Source organism: Pseudomonas sp. SDO5215_S409, from assembly GCF_054071325.1.
On the sequence record NZ_JBSVWN010000018.1, the window covers coordinates 52659 to 66150 of the forward strand.

The 13492-nt window shown below is 64.0% G+C and carries 12 protein-coding genes and 1 pseudogene; 2 read left to right on the forward strand and 11 right to left on the reverse strand.

Going from position 1 to position 13492, the window contains the following annotated elements:
• The first annotated feature begins 78 nt into the window (after positions 1-78).
• Positions 79-1278 (forward strand): multidrug effflux MFS transporter, encoded by a 1200-nt coding sequence (locus ACW9H9_RS12000; protein WP_457343370.1) that lies wholly within the window; start codon positions 79-81, stop codon positions 1276-1278.
• Here the strand turns inward: ACW9H9_RS12000 and ACW9H9_RS12005 are convergent.
• From ACW9H9_RS12005 to ACW9H9_RS12015, 3 genes and pseudogenes are all read right to left on the reverse strand, one after another.
• Entirely contained in the window at positions 1275-3434 is a 2160-nt protein-coding gene (locus ACW9H9_RS12005; RefSeq protein ID WP_457343369.1) for a putative bifunctional diguanylate cyclase/phosphodiesterase, read from the reverse strand. The two genes, ACW9H9_RS12000 and ACW9H9_RS12005, sit on opposite strands and share 4 nt — an antisense overlap.
• 25 nt (positions 3435-3459) lie before the next feature.
• Positions 3460-4323: a methyl-accepting chemotaxis protein gene (locus ACW9H9_RS12010; protein ID WP_457374536.1), complete on the reverse strand. Its 864-nt coding sequence runs from the start codon at positions 4321-4323 to the stop codon at positions 3460-3462.
• Positions 4315-4773 (reverse strand): annotated as a pseudogene (locus tag ACW9H9_RS12015) (HAMP domain-containing protein); the annotation flags it as partial. The pseudogene ACW9H9_RS12015 and the gene ACW9H9_RS12010, both read right to left, overlap by 9 nt.
• 624 nt (positions 4774-5397) lie before the next feature.
• Here ACW9H9_RS12015 and ACW9H9_RS12020 point away from each other — a divergent pair.
• Positions 5398-6282, forward strand: a complete 885-nt coding sequence (locus tag ACW9H9_RS12020; RefSeq protein ID WP_457343368.1) for a LysR family transcriptional regulator — start codon at positions 5398-5400, stop codon at positions 6280-6282.
• 11 nt (positions 6283-6293) lie between these two features.
• Here ACW9H9_RS12020 and ACW9H9_RS12025 read toward each other — a convergent pair whose 3' ends face one another.
• From ACW9H9_RS12025 to ACW9H9_RS12060, 8 genes are all read right to left on the reverse strand, one after another.
• Positions 6294-6575 carry a DUF971 domain-containing protein gene (locus ACW9H9_RS12025; RefSeq protein WP_457343367.1) on the reverse strand — a complete coding sequence of 94 codons (282 nt, stop codon included), beginning with the start codon at positions 6573-6575 and terminating at the stop codon, positions 6294-6296.
• Positions 6572-7525 (reverse strand): HEAT repeat domain-containing protein, encoded by a 954-nt coding sequence (locus tag ACW9H9_RS12030; protein WP_457343366.1) that lies wholly within the window; start codon positions 7523-7525, stop codon positions 6572-6574. Before ACW9H9_RS12030 ends, ACW9H9_RS12025 begins: the two co-directional genes overlap by 4 nt.
• Positions 7522-8361 (reverse strand): ABC transporter ATP-binding protein, encoded by an 840-nt coding sequence (locus ACW9H9_RS12035; RefSeq protein WP_457343365.1) that lies wholly within the window; start codon positions 8359-8361, stop codon positions 7522-7524. The genes ACW9H9_RS12030 and ACW9H9_RS12035 overlap by 4 nt, the downstream gene beginning before the upstream one ends.
• The gene (locus ACW9H9_RS12040) at positions 8361-9143 is read right to left on the reverse strand and encodes an ABC transporter permease (protein WP_457343364.1); all 783 of its coding nucleotides are present in this window, start codon (positions 9141-9143) and stop codon (positions 8361-8363) included. The genes ACW9H9_RS12035 and ACW9H9_RS12040 overlap by 1 nt, the downstream gene beginning before the upstream one ends.
• Before the next feature lie 9 nt (positions 9144-9152).
• Positions 9153-10559, reverse strand: a complete 1407-nt coding sequence (locus tag ACW9H9_RS12045) for an ABC transporter substrate-binding protein (RefSeq protein ID WP_457343363.1) — start codon at positions 10557-10559, stop codon at positions 9153-9155.
• Positions 10560-10679: 120 nt separating this feature from the next.
• Entirely contained in the window at positions 10680-10925 is a 246-nt protein-coding gene (locus tag ACW9H9_RS12050) for a 4Fe-4S dicluster domain-containing protein (RefSeq protein ID WP_003217650.1), read from the reverse strand.
• Between the two features lie 43 nt (positions 10926-10968).
• Positions 10969-12699: a fumarate reductase/succinate dehydrogenase flavoprotein subunit gene (locus ACW9H9_RS12055; protein ID WP_457343362.1), complete on the reverse strand. Its 1731-nt coding sequence runs from the start codon at positions 12697-12699 to the stop codon at positions 10969-10971.
• Positions 12696-13451, reverse strand: coding sequence for a GntR family transcriptional regulator (locus ACW9H9_RS12060; protein WP_457343361.1), 756 nt, complete (start codon positions 13449-13451; stop codon positions 12696-12698). Before ACW9H9_RS12060 ends, ACW9H9_RS12055 begins: the two co-directional genes overlap by 4 nt.
• Positions 13452-13492: the final 41 nt, after the last annotated feature.

Genomic DNA, 13492 nt, shown 5'->3' on the forward strand with positions numbered 1-13492 from the left:
GTCTGTAACCACCGGCTTGTCTGTACCGAAGGCGAGCTCTAAGCTGGCCGGTCTTTTGATACCGCCGCGGAACGCCTCATGTCTCGAAGTATTGCCCACCTCGCCGTGCTGCTGGGGTTGATCACCGCCATTGGCCCGTTCGCCATCGACATCTACCTGCCCGCCCTGCCCACCCTGGGCAGCAGCCTGCAAGCGACGCCTGCGGCCGTGCAGATGAGCCTCACGGTGTTTTTCATGATCATCGGCGTGTGCCAGCTGTTTTACGGGCCGATGAGCGATGTGTTCGGGCGCAAGCTGCCGATTTACGTGGGGCTGGTGATTTTCGCGATCGCCAGCGTGGGGTGTGCGCTGGCGCCCAACATTGAAGTGCTGATCGGTTTTCGGGCGCTGCAAGCGTTTGGCGCATGCGCCGGGATGGTGATCCCCCGCGCGGTGGTGCGTGACCTGTACACCGGGCATGAGGCGGCGCGGCTGATGGCGCTGCTGATGCTGGTGATGAGCGTGTCGCCGATTCTGGCGCCGTTGGCCGGCAGCCTGATCATTGCGCTGTGGAGCTGGCGTGAAGTGTTCGTGGCACTGGCCTGCGTTGCCCTGCTGTGCCTGGTGATGACCGTGGTGCAACTGCCCGAAACCCACCCGGCCGAGCGGCGGCTGGGCAAAACCCTGGGCGCTGCGTTCGGCAGCTACGGTGCGTTGTTGCGTGACCCGGTGTTTACCGGGTTGTCGGTGGTGGGCGGGTTTGGCCTGGCGACCTTTTTTGTGTTCATCGGCAGTGCGCCGTTCGTGTACATCGAGCATTTCGGGTTGACGCCCACCCAGTTCAGCCTGTGCTTTGCGCTCAATGCCGCCTCGTTTTTCGCCCTCAGCCAGCTCACCGCACGCCTGAGCGCACGCTGGGGCCTGGCGCCGCTGATCCGTTGGTCGGCGCTGGGCGTCGCAGGCGTCATGGGCGCGCTGGCGCTCACGACCCTATGGGGCGACAGCCTGGCGGTGATGATGACGTTGCTGTTTATCGGCTTCGGGTTTCTGGGCCTGCTCTTGCCCGCGACCGGCGTGCTGTCGCTGGAAGACCACGGCGCCGTGGCCGGTTCCGCCTCGGCGCTGCTGGGGGCCATCCAGATGATCACCGCCGCCGTGACCATGACCCTGGTGGGCGTTTACGCCGACCACACCCCGGCGCCCATGCTGATCGGCATTGCGCTGAGCGCGGTGGCGGCATTGCTGGTGACCTGGTGGACACTCGCCCGCCTGCCTGCGCACTTACAGCCCCAACACTAAATGTGCCAGTGCCCGCTGCACGCGTTCAGCCACACAAAGAACTCGGCAGCCGGCATGGGCCTGGCGATCAGGTAGCCCTGCACTTCATGGCAGCCAAACTGCTCGAGCAAGGCGCACGTCTCGGCATGCTCCACGCCTTCGGCGACCAGGCGCAGGTTCATGATCAAGCCCAGTTGAATAATCGCCCTGACGATCTCTTGCTGCTCCGGGCGGTGCATTTGCGCAATGAAGGAGCGGTCGACTTTCAGTTCGTCCACCGGCAAGCGTGCCAGGTAGGCCAGCGAGGAGTAGCCGGTGCCGAAGTCATCGATCGACAGGCTGAACCCGATCTGACGCAAGCGTGACAACGACACCAACGCCTGGTCGGGGTTGCGCATGGCGCTGGACTCGGTGATCTCCAGGCAGATCTGCGCGGCGCTGGCACCGGTCTGTTTGAGCAGTGTTTCGACCTGGCGCGCGAACAGCGGCGACTCCAGGTCATGCACGCTCAGGTTGACGCTGATGCGCACCTTTGACGCGCCCGTCTGCTGGCGGCTCAGGTGCATGCACTCACGCAACAGCCACAGGCTCATCGCGCAAATTTTACCGTTCTGCTCGATGATCGGCAGAAACGCCCCCGGCGCCAGCAGCCCCAGGCGCGGGTGCTCCCAGCGCACCAATGCTTCGGCGGCCGACACCTGGCCGGTGGCGAGCGAGGCCTTGGGTTGCAGGAACACGCGCAGTTGACCGGCCTCGATGGCCGAGTCGAAGTCTTCCAGCAACGCCATGGACGCCTGGCGGCGAAGCTCCTGCTCCGGGTCGTAGAACACATGGTTGAGGGCCTGGCTGCGCGCGGCATCCAACGCGACCTCGGCGTAACACAGCAAGTCCTGGACCTGCCGCCCATGGGTCGGATAACGCGCCAGCCCCAGGCGGGCCTTGGCGCGGATGCGTTGCTGGCCGCTCAATTTGAACGGTTGATCGAGCGTGCGGGCTAGGCGCGCCAGGCAGATTTCCTGGTCACACCGCAGCAGCAAGGCAAACCCGCCGGACGGCAAGCGTGCCAGCAGTTCACCCTCACCCAACACCGCCGACAACCGCTGCGCCACGCTTTGCAGCAGCAGGTTGCCGTCGGCGTAGCCGTATAACGCGTTGAGGCGCTTTAAGTCGACCAGGTCAAAAATCGCCACGGTCAGGCCCGCCACCGGCAGGAACCCCTCTTCAATCACCTGGTCGACGTTCATGATAAAGCGCGTGCGGTTGGGCAAACCGGTCAGCGGGTCTTCAAAGGCCAGCTGAGAGATACGCAGCTCGCGGCTGGCAATCGCATCGCTCATGCGCCCGATAGCCCCCGACAAGGCCCCCAGTTCGTCGCGGCCCGCCGGCAGGCTCAGTTGATAGTTGCCGCTGGCGATCTGCTGCGCGGCCTGGCTCAGGTTGCGCAACGGGCCAATGAACGCACGCGCCAGCGGCAACCCCACCAACAGGCCGAGCACAAAGGTGACCACGCCGATGCCCACGAACAGCAACAGGCAGGACAGGCGTTCGGCCTTGATCTGCTGCAAGCTCACGTCGCCCGCCAACACCAAGGGTGCACCGCCAGGCCCGGTGACCGGCACAAACAGCGAACGAAAATCACCGAACTCGTCGTGGTATTCACTGAACGTGTCGTGCTGTTGATCAAACACGCGGGCCAGTGAACTCGGCGCACTCTGGTAGGCAGCCAAGTGTTTGCCATAACGGCCTGCGGCGATTTCTTCGGCGCCGGCCGAGTCCATCACGAACAACGGCGTGCCCTGGCGCCGGGTGAGGACGTAAATCGAGTCGACCCCGGCTTTTTTCGCATAAGCGTCCAGGCGCAGCAGCATCGCCTGGTAGCGCGCTTCATCGAAGGGGCCGTCGGCCAACAGCTCACGCAGGTAGTCGTCGCCGATCAGCATCGGCAAGGCTTGCACCATGGCGCCCAGGCGCGTGGCCACCACTTGATCGTCGGCCTCGGCCTTGAGCTGATAACCGCTGATGCTGAACAGCACGGTGGCCAACAGATGGATCGCGACAAAACTGAGCGACACCTTGCCCAGCAACGTCAGCGAACGCAGCTTGCGCCACAGGCCCGGCGCCTGGGAGGGCGCGTCGTCCGGCAATAACCAGCTTTGTTGCTCGAAAACCTTACGCATGCACCGTTTCTCCGCCCGGACCGTCTTACACCTTGAATCGTTTGACCAGGCTTTGCAGATCGCCGCCCAGCTGTGCCAGGTCGACGCTCGAATCGGCCATCTCGGCACTTGCCTGCGCCGACTGGTCGGCCACTTCACGCACATTGAGCACGCTTTGGGTGATCTCGGCGGCCACGCAGCTCTGTTGTTGCGCGGCCGTGGCGATCAACAGGCTCATCTGCTGGATGCCCGCCACCTGCTCGGTGATGGTGGCCAGGGCGGCGCCCGTGTCGCGCACGCCCGTGACGGTGGTGCGGGTTTGCTCCACGCTCGCCTGCATCATGCGTGCGCTTTCTTCGGCAATGCGTTGCAGGCCTTCAATAAGGTGCTCGATCTCTTGCGAAGAGTGCTGGGTGCGCAGTGCCAGGCTGCGCACTTCATCGGCCACCACCGCAAACCCGCGCCCCGCTTCACCGGCGCGTGCCGCTTCGATGGCCGCGTTGAGCGCCAGCAGGTTGGTTTGCCCGGCGACGGTCTTGATCACATCCAGCACGCCACCGATGCGCTCGCTTTCCTTGTGCAGGCGCGTCATCGACTCGGCGGACAGCCCCACTTCATGGGCGAGGTTTTCGATTTGCGTCACCGCTTGCTGCGACACCCACAGGGCGCTGCTCGCCTGCAGGTCGGCCGTCTTGGCGGCCTCGGCGGTGGACTCCGAATGGCGCGCCACTTGCGTCACGGCGCTGGTCATCTGGCTCATGGCGGTGGCCACCAGGTCCGTCTCGGTTTTCTGGGTATCGATACCGGCGCGGGTCTGCTGGGTGATCGCGGCAAACTGGCTGGCCGACGCGGCCAGGCGATGGGAACTGCCGCCGATCAGCGAGATGACGTCACGCAGGCGATGGCTCATGTTGTCGATCGCACGCAGCAACTGGCCCAGTTCGTCGGCACGCTCACTGTGCAGCGCTACCGTGAGGTCGCCGCTGGCGATGCGTTCTGCGGCTTGCAAGGTTTCTCGCAGCGGCCTCACGATCTGCCGACCAATGTGCCAGGCCAACAAGCTGCCACACAACAAGGCCAGGCATGTCACGCTGGCCAGCGTAAACACTACACGCTCCACACTGCGGCTGGCCCGGCGCTCTTCGACGTCGTACAGCGCGTTGATCTCGCCTTGCAACACCGCCAGCGACTGATTGAGCGTGAGCACCGTGGGCCCGATGTCGGCCCCGGCCTGCACCTGGCTGTGGGCGATGCCGTAAGCGCGCAGTTTCTGGTCGAGCGCCTTGATGCGCACCAGGTCTTCCTGGGGCCAGCGACCGCCGCGCACATCATCGACGATAGCGGCCAGCATCTTTTCCATGGTCGCGACACTGGCGTCATGACGCTGCAGTTGCGCGGCTTCGCCGGTCAGCGCGTATACAAAGTTGGCATCCCGGGAAAACACGGTCTGGTCGAACAGGTTGCCCAGCCGGTTGATGCGCTTGAGCGACTGCCCGTCACCGCGCAGGCCGTACAGGCCGGTCAACGCCAGCACTACCGCTGCGACCAGTAACAAGCCAAACCCCAGGGCCAGTTTTCGGGGGACGGTCAGGTGCTCCAATGCAAATCCACGCGATGTCGATGACAACCTTTAATGCTCCAGTTTGCCCGAGGCGCAGAAACGCCTCACGCTCGGACAGGTCCGATAAGTGACGATGGGAGGTTAATTCAGAGGGTGCAGTGCTTGAACAACAGCCGACTATAAACTTGGCTTAAAAGCAAAATGCCATCACACAATATCATTGGCTGAATAAATAATAAACAACGCGCAAAAAATCCAAATATGGAGGAGTGAAATCCACCGTTGGCTGTTTATTAATAAGTGACTTGTGAGTAAGATCGCGGCGCTCAACAAAGGCCTGTTTTTATGTCGCTAGTTCATCATTCCGCTATAGCGTACTGCAGGTTTTTTTACTGATTCGACACGGCCGAGCCACAGGTAATAATGCTGGATGATCTTGCTATCTTCGTACAAATCGTGCGAAGCGGAAGTTTTTCACTGGCCAGTAAAAAGCTGGACATGCCCGCCAATACACTGAGTCGCCGCCTGGCCAGCCTTGAACAGTTAATGGGCACGCCGTTGTTGCTTCGCTCGACCCGGGCGCTGCGTTGTACCGCCGCCGGTGAACTTCTCTACCAACACAGTTGCGCCTCTATTGATGCCTTGCACGCCACGGTGGCGTCGATACAACAGTTGGACGGCGAGCCGCGTGGTAAAGCCCGTGTGCATGTATCCACGAGTTTTTTCGAATATTCAGACACGCACTTCTTGCAGGTATTTCTCGATAAGTACCCGGCGCTTGAACTTGAATTGATCGTCTCCGATATAGAGCCGAACTTGACAGAGCAAGGCATTGATTTATCGCTGCGGGTGGGGCAACCGAAAAAAAGCAGCGCGGTGGTTCACAAGTTGCGTGACGTGACCTTGGGTTTATATGCCAGTACCCAGTACCTGGAAAAACACGGCACCCCGCTCACCCTCGCCGACCTGACCACCCACGAACACCTGCAATACCTGGGTAAAACCCACGAAAACCGGCTGACACTCCAGCGCCAGGGCCAGACCTACAACGTGCCGGTGCGCGGCAGGTTTTCATCCGACTCCATGCTGGGCCTGATCAATGCCGCGCACCAGGGCTTGGGCATCGCGCTGCTGAACAACGTGATGACCCGCTTCGAACAAAAGGACCTGGTGCGCGTGCTGCCGGAGTATTACCTGCCAACCGACGGGTTTTACGCGGTTTACCCCAACCAGAAATCCTTATCGACGGCCGCTCGGGCGGTGCTCAACCACATGATCGACAAGGCCGACATCTGCAGGCTGCGCTGAACCGACCCGAATCATTGCGCGGCCAACTGCGCCAGATAAGCCCAGGGGTAGATCCCGCGCTGGTGCCCGTCGCTGAACACCAGTTGCACCCCGTAGCCCTGGGGGTGCACGGCCACCACGCGCACCGTGTCCGCCACCCTTACCGTACTGCCGCGCAGCCGAAACGCCTGGCATTGCGAGCACGGGCATTCGCGGCGCAGGCGCGCGTGGTCGATCCACTGCGCGCCTGTCGCCCACTCGAGCCGCAAACGCCCGTTGTCATCACGGCCAATGCGTTGGGGCGCAGCGGTCATTGCAGTTGTGCCAGGGCGATGCGCACGGCCTTGCGCACTTCCGGGTCGCCGTCGTCGGCGGCATCACGCAGCGGCCCCAGGGCGCGCGGGTCGGCCAGATCCCCCAGGGCCAGGGCCGCTTCCTTGCGCAGGTTGCTGATGCTGTGGGCCAGGGTCTGGACCAACGCGTCCAGCGCTGGCGCATAACGCAGGCGCCCCAAGCTGCGCGCCGCCCGCAGGCGCACTTGCCAGTAATCGTCGGACAGCGCGGCGATCAGCGCGTCACCGGCACTGGCGCTGCCGACTTTACCCAAGGTGGTGGCGGCCTCTTCGCGCACCTGCCAGGTGGCATCGCGCAGCGCCTGGTACAGCGCGGGCAAGACCTGTTCGCCACTGGCCAGGCCCAGCGCGCCGGTGGCGGCGCGGCGAACCTCGGTGTCCGGGTCGCGGCTGGCCAGCCCGGCCAGCGCCTGCAACGCGGGCAGGTGTTTGAGCCAGCCGAGTACGCCCACCGCTTCGCGGCGCACACCGGCATCGCTATCGCCCAGGGCGTGCAAGGCGGCGGGGGCGGCGTCTTCCAGGCGCAATTCGCGCAGGGCCCGGAAGATCGCCACGCGCACCGAGGTGTCGGCATGGGTGGTCCAGGGCAACAGCAATTGGCCCGCTTCACGGGTCTTGAGCACGCTCAGGCTTTGCGCGGCGGCGTCCCGTACCGAGGGCTCGCGGTCGGTCAGTGCCTCGCACAGGGCCTGCACCACCTCGTCGTCTTCCCAGGCTTCCAACAGGCTGGCCGCCTGGGCGCGCACGTCGGTGGCCGGGTCTGTGCGCAGGCTCTGCACCAGCCAGCCGAGGCCGTCCGGGTCTTCCAGGTCGGCAAGGTCAATCAGGGCAATGCGGCGCATGCCCGCGTCCGGGGCTTGCAGCCTGGGGCGCAGCGCTTCGATGTCCGGGTTAAAGGTTTCATAGGTCATAGGGCAAATCGCGGCCTCTGGTGATCGTCGGGCAACCCGAGCGGGTTGAGACGGGGCAATTGGCGCCCGTCTTCGTGGTGCAAAAGCTCCAGGCAGTGGCGCTTGTAATGGGTGAACGCGGGCGACGTCATCAGCTCGGTGCGCCGGGGCCTGGGAAAGTCGAGCAGGAAGTCTTCGATGATGCGGCCCGGGCGCGGGCTCATCACCAGGATGCGGTCGGCCAGGAACAGCGCCTCGTCGATGTCATGGGTGACAAACACCACGGTGGTGCGGATGCGCGTCCAGATGTCCAGCAGCAGCGCCTGCATCTTCATGCGGGTCAAGGCGTCCAGCGCGCCAAAAGGCTCGTCCATCAGCAACAGGCTGGGCCGGTTGACCAGCACCCGGGCGATTTCCACGCGCTGCTGCATGCCGCCCGACAGCTGGTTCGGCCAGCGCCCGGCAAAACCGTCCAGGCCCACCAGCGCGAGGATTTCATCGGCCGCGGCCAGGCGCTCGACCTTGCCGACGCCGCGCATCTTCAAGCCAAAGGCGACGTTTTCACGCACGCTGCGCCACGGAAACAAGGTGTGTTGCTGGAATACCATGCCACGCCGGGGCGACGGCCCCGCCACCGGCTCATCGTCCATGTGCAGGCGCCCCAGGCTCGGCGCCAGGTGCCCGGCCAGCGCACCGAGCAAGGTCGATTTGCCACAGCCGGACGGGCCCAGAATGCACACGAACTGGCCGGGTTCGATGCGGCAGTCCAGCGACTTGACCGCTTCGAACGCCTGCGGCCCCTCGCCCAGGGTGATGGACAGGCCGCTGATGTCGATACGTCCTTCAGGGGGGGTCATCAGGCTTTACCTCGTGGTCGGTGCCAAGGTGTGAAAAGGCTGCCCAGGCGTTTGATCAGCACGCTGCTGCCCATGCCCAGCACGCCGATCAGCAGCATGCCGACGACAATGTCGGCGTAGTTCTGGATGGTGTAGGACGCCCAGGTGTAGTAACCGATGCCGAACTGCCCGGAGATCATCTCGGCAGTCACCAGGCAAAACCACGAGGTGCCCATGCCGATGGCCAGGCCGGTGATGATGCTGGGCGCGGCGCCCGGCACGATCACCTCCCGCAAAATGGCGGCGCGCCCGGCCCCCAGGCTGCGCGCCGAGGCGATCAGGCGCGGGTCGACGCCCTCCACACCGTGCACGGTATTGAGCAGCACCGGAAACAGCGCGCCGGTAAAGGTGATGAACACCATCGACAGCTCCGACGACGGGAACATCAGGATCGCCAGCGGAATCCACGCCACCGCCGGGATCGGCCGGATCACTTCCAGCGGTGGCAGCAGCAGGTCTTCGGCCCATTTCCAGCGGCCAATGGCGATGCCCAGGCCAATGCCCACCAGCGCCGCGGCCAGGTAGCCCTCGAACACCCGCGTGAGGCTGGCGCCCAGGTGCCGGGCCAGGTTGCCCGAGCCCACCAGGTCCACGGCGGCCTGGGCCACCGCGCCCGGGGTGGGCACGTTGGCGAACGTCACCAGCCACAGGTTCCAGTGCTGGCTGGCGGCGACCTGCCAGAACAACAGGCACAGCAGCAGCGAGAGGCTGCGGGGCAACCAGCGCCAAGCAGTGTGGGTCATAGAGGCTCCTTAGCGTGCGGCGACGGCCTGCGCGCCGGCATCGGTGAAGTTAAAGACCTTGCCACCCGAGGCCTGGGCGAATTGCTGCGCCTGGCCCTGGAGCAAAAAGGCGTTGAGCTGCCCGTGGGCGTTGGTGGCGAACCAGGCCTGGCTGGCGAGCAGCTTGATGCCGCTGTCCTGCGCCTGCGCATACACGGCGCGTACCGCCTTGCCGTCTTTTTTCAGGCTGGCGAGTGCGTTGAAGGCCGATTCGACCGAGGCGTAGCTGCGCACCCTGGGCTCGCCCTTCACCCAGATTTGCGCCACATGGCGCGCGTCGGTGATGGGCGCGCCGGTGCGGGCATCGGTAGCGTTGAGCGGGATCTGTGCGTAGTTGGCGAGCTGCGCCTGGTAGTCCAGGCCCGAAGCCTTGAAGGCGGCGCGGATGAACTGGTCATCGATAAAGGTGTTGAGGTCCAGGCCACGGTCGGCCTTTTTCAACAGCTTGAGGGTGTCGATGGCGGTGCCGACGGCCTGGCGGTATTCGGGCTTCCAGCTCAGGTCACGGGTCTGTACGCCCAGCGGGCCGTGGAACAGGTAGTTGACCTCGGCGTCCACGCCGGTGACTTTCTCGATCAGCTCGCTGTATTTTTCCGGCTCGGCGGTGAGCAGTTGGTTGGCTTCAAGGCTGGCGCGCAAATACGCGACGACAACCTCCGGGTACTGCCGGGCGTAATCCTGGTCCACCAGTGCGCCGTGAAAGGTCGGGGTGTTGGATTGCGAACCGTCGTAGATCTTGCGCGCAAAGCCGCGGTTGGGAAACAGCTCGGCAAACGGCACGAAGTCGGCATGGGCATCGACTTTGTTGGCCTGCAACGCGGAGCCTGCAACCTCCGGTGCCTGGGCGATGACGTTGACGTCTTTGAGCGGGTCCCAGCCCTGCGCCGCGATGGCGCGCAGCAGCATGCCGTGGGCGGTGGACGCAAACGGCACCGAGATGGTCTTGCCGCGCAGGTCGGCCAGGGACTGCGCGCTGGAATCATTGGGCACCACGATGCCGTTACCGCTGCCGCGGGTGTTGCCCGACAGCACGTCGATGAACACGCTGTGCTTGCCCGCGGCCTCGAACGCCACGCCGTTGAAGGCACCGGGGAAGTCAGCCATGGCGCCGAAGTCGAGTTTGCCGGCCACCATTTCATTGGTCAGCGGCGCGCCACTGGTGAAGTTTTTCCATTGGATGTCATAGGTCGCGTCTTTGTACTTGCCGTCGTGAGGCAGGTATTTGTCGAGCAGGCCCAGCTCGCGGATCAGCAAGCCGCCGGCCGCGCAATTGATGGTGGTGTCCTGGGTGCCAATGGCCACCCGGATGGTTTGCGCCTGTACAGACAGGCTCAGGGAGGCCAGCACAAGGCCGGCAACGGTTGCGCGCAAGAACATTGGGTATTCCCCTCGAATCATGGTTGAAAGAGTCGTCTCCGCCACGCTCGGGCATGGTGGGAAACGAGGGGTAAAGCGTTGGCGTCCGCGGTGTGCGGATGGCTTGGCGGCGAGCCGGGCTTAGCGCAGCAGGTACGGGATCTCGACCTTGACGGCGCCGGTGGGGCAGTCCTTCTCGCACGGCATGCAGTACCAGCACTCGTCGAACGCCATATAGGCTTTCTGGGTGGCCGGATTGATCGCCAACAGGTCCATGGGGCACACGTCGACGCAGACCGTGCAGCCCTTTTCGGCGATGCACTTGTCTTCGTCCACCGTCACGGGGGCGTTGGAGCGGAAAAAGATTTCCTGGGGCTGGTAGGCCATTTCACGGGGTCCTTGGCGCTTTGTGCGCTCTCATAAGGCTGAATCAGGCGGCGTCGGCGCCCACGCGCAGGCGGTCGTAGGCCTGCATTTCTTCGGCGTCCAACGGGATCACATAGGGTTCGACGGCTTTCTTGAAGCTGACCATGCGCCCGTCCTCGCCCTTTTTCAGGTGGCAATGGCAGAACCAGTCGGCGTCGTTGCGTTGTGGGTGGTCCACGCGGTGGTGGTACAGGCCCCAGCGGCTTTCAGCGCGAAACAGCGAGGCGCGGGCGGCCATTTCGGCGCAGTCGCGGATCACGCTGGTTTCCATCGCCCGCATCAGCTCGTGCGCGTTGTTGGCCTTCATCTGGTCCAGGTCGCGCGCGATGTCGGTGAAGCGGTCCAGGCCAATCTCCATCTTGCGGGTGACCTTGGGCGGTTGCAGGTAGTCGTTGACGAAACGGCGCAGCTTGTACTCCACCTGGGCGGGCGGCAGGCCGTGCTCGCGCTCAAGCGGCGCATACACCCGAGCCTGCTCGGCGGCCACTTGGTCGCCGCTCACTGCGCTGAACTCGCGCTGTGCCACGTAGTGCGCCGCGTTGGTGCCGGCAAACCAGCCGTAGGTAAAAGCGCCAAGCATGTAGTTATGCGGCACGGCGGCCATGTCGCCCGCCGAATACAGGCCCTTGACCGAGGTTTCGGCACGCTCGTTGACCCACACGCCCGACGCCGAATGGCCGCTGCAAAAGCCGATCTCGGAGATGTGCATCTCGACCATCTGGCTGCGGTAGTCGGTGCCGCGATTGGCGTGAAACTGGCCACGGCTGGGGCGCTCGTTGCTGTGCAGGATCTCTTCGATGTTCTGGATGGTTTCTTCGGCCAGGTGGTCGAGCTTGAGAAACACCGGGCCGTTGCCGCTTTCCAGCTCCTGGTGGAACTCCCACATCATTTGCCCGCTCCAGTAGTCGCACTCGATGAAGCGTTCGCCCTTGTTGTTGGCGGTGTAGCCGCCCAGCGGGCCGGTCACGTAGGCGCAGGCCGGGCCGTTGTAGTCCTTGATCAGCGGGTTGATCTGGAAGCACTCAAGGTTGGCAAGCTCGGCGCCTGCGTGGTAGGCCATGGCGTAGCCGTCCCCGGCGTTGGTGGGGTTTTCATAGGTGCCCATCAGGTAGCCCGACGACGGCAGGCCCAGGCGCCCGGCGGCGCCGCAGCACAGGATCACGGCCTTGGCCTTGATCGCCCGAAAGTCGGCCGTGCGGCAGTCAAAGCCCATTACGCCGTTGACCGCGCCTTCGGCGTCGGTGAGCAACCGCGTGCACACCAGGCGGTTGGTGATGGTCACCCGCGCCCGCTTGAGCTGGCGGTACAGCACCTTTTTGATGTCGTGGCCCTCGGGCATCGGCAACACGTAGGCGCCCATGTGGTGAACTTTTTTCACCGCGTAGTCGCCGGTTTCGTCCTTCTCGAACTTCACGCCCCAGCGGTCCAGCTGCTCGATGGTTTCAAAACTGTGGGTGGCGTAGGCATACACCGCCGCCTGGTTGACGATGCCGTCATTGGCGATGGTGATTTCCTTGGTGTACTGCTCAGGCGTGGAGTGGCCGGGAATGATGGCGTTGTTCAAGCCGTCCATGCCCATGCTGATGGCGCCGCTGCGCTTGACGTTGGCCTTGTCCACCAGCAGCACGCGCAGGTCGGGGTTGGCTTCCTTGGCCTTGATCGCCGCCATCGGGCCGGCCGTGCCGCCGCCGATCACCACGATGTCGTATTCCTGTTCCAGGGTTGTGCGGCTCACGGGCGGCTTCCTCGTTGACGGTCGATACGCAGGCGGTACTGGAACGCATCGCCGCGGTAGTACAGGTGTTCAAAGTCCACGGGGCGGCCATCGGCGGTGTGGGTCAGGCGCTCGATGCGCATGATCGGCGAGCCGGCCTCGACATTCAGCGCCTGGGTCAGGTCGCTGTCGGCCAGCACGGCGTCGATGGCCACGTCGGCGTGGCCCAGTTGCAGGCCGCAGTCGTTTTCCAGGATCAGGAAGATGTCGCGGGTCACCAGGTCGGCGTTTTCCAGGCGTTCGCCCAGGGCCTGGTTGAGGTAGGTGATTTCCAGTGACACCGGCTCGCGGTTGATCAGGCGCACCCGCTTGATCTGCGTGACGGTGCTGCCCTCTTCCACGCCCAGGCGCTCGGCCACCAGTTTGTCAGCGGGCACGAAGCGAAAGCTGCGCAGGCGGTTGATCACCTCGTAGCCGCGTTCGGTCATGGACTCGGCCAGCCCCTGCAAGGTGCTGACGTTCTGGTAGGCCTTGGGCTTGGACACAAACGTGCCTTTGCCGTGAATCTTGTAGATCAGCCCTTCTTTTTGCAGGTCACCCAGCGCCTGGCGCACGGTGATGCGGCTGACCTTGAACCGCGCGCCCAACTCGCTTTCGGAGGGCATCTGGGTGTTGGGCGCGTATTCGCCGTCGAGGATGCGGGTGCGCAGCAGGTCCCGCAGTTGGGCGTGCAGCGGGATGCTGGACAATGGGGACAGGCCGGAATCGTTCATTCAGATCACTTGTCATAACGAGTTATGACGAGATACTAGAA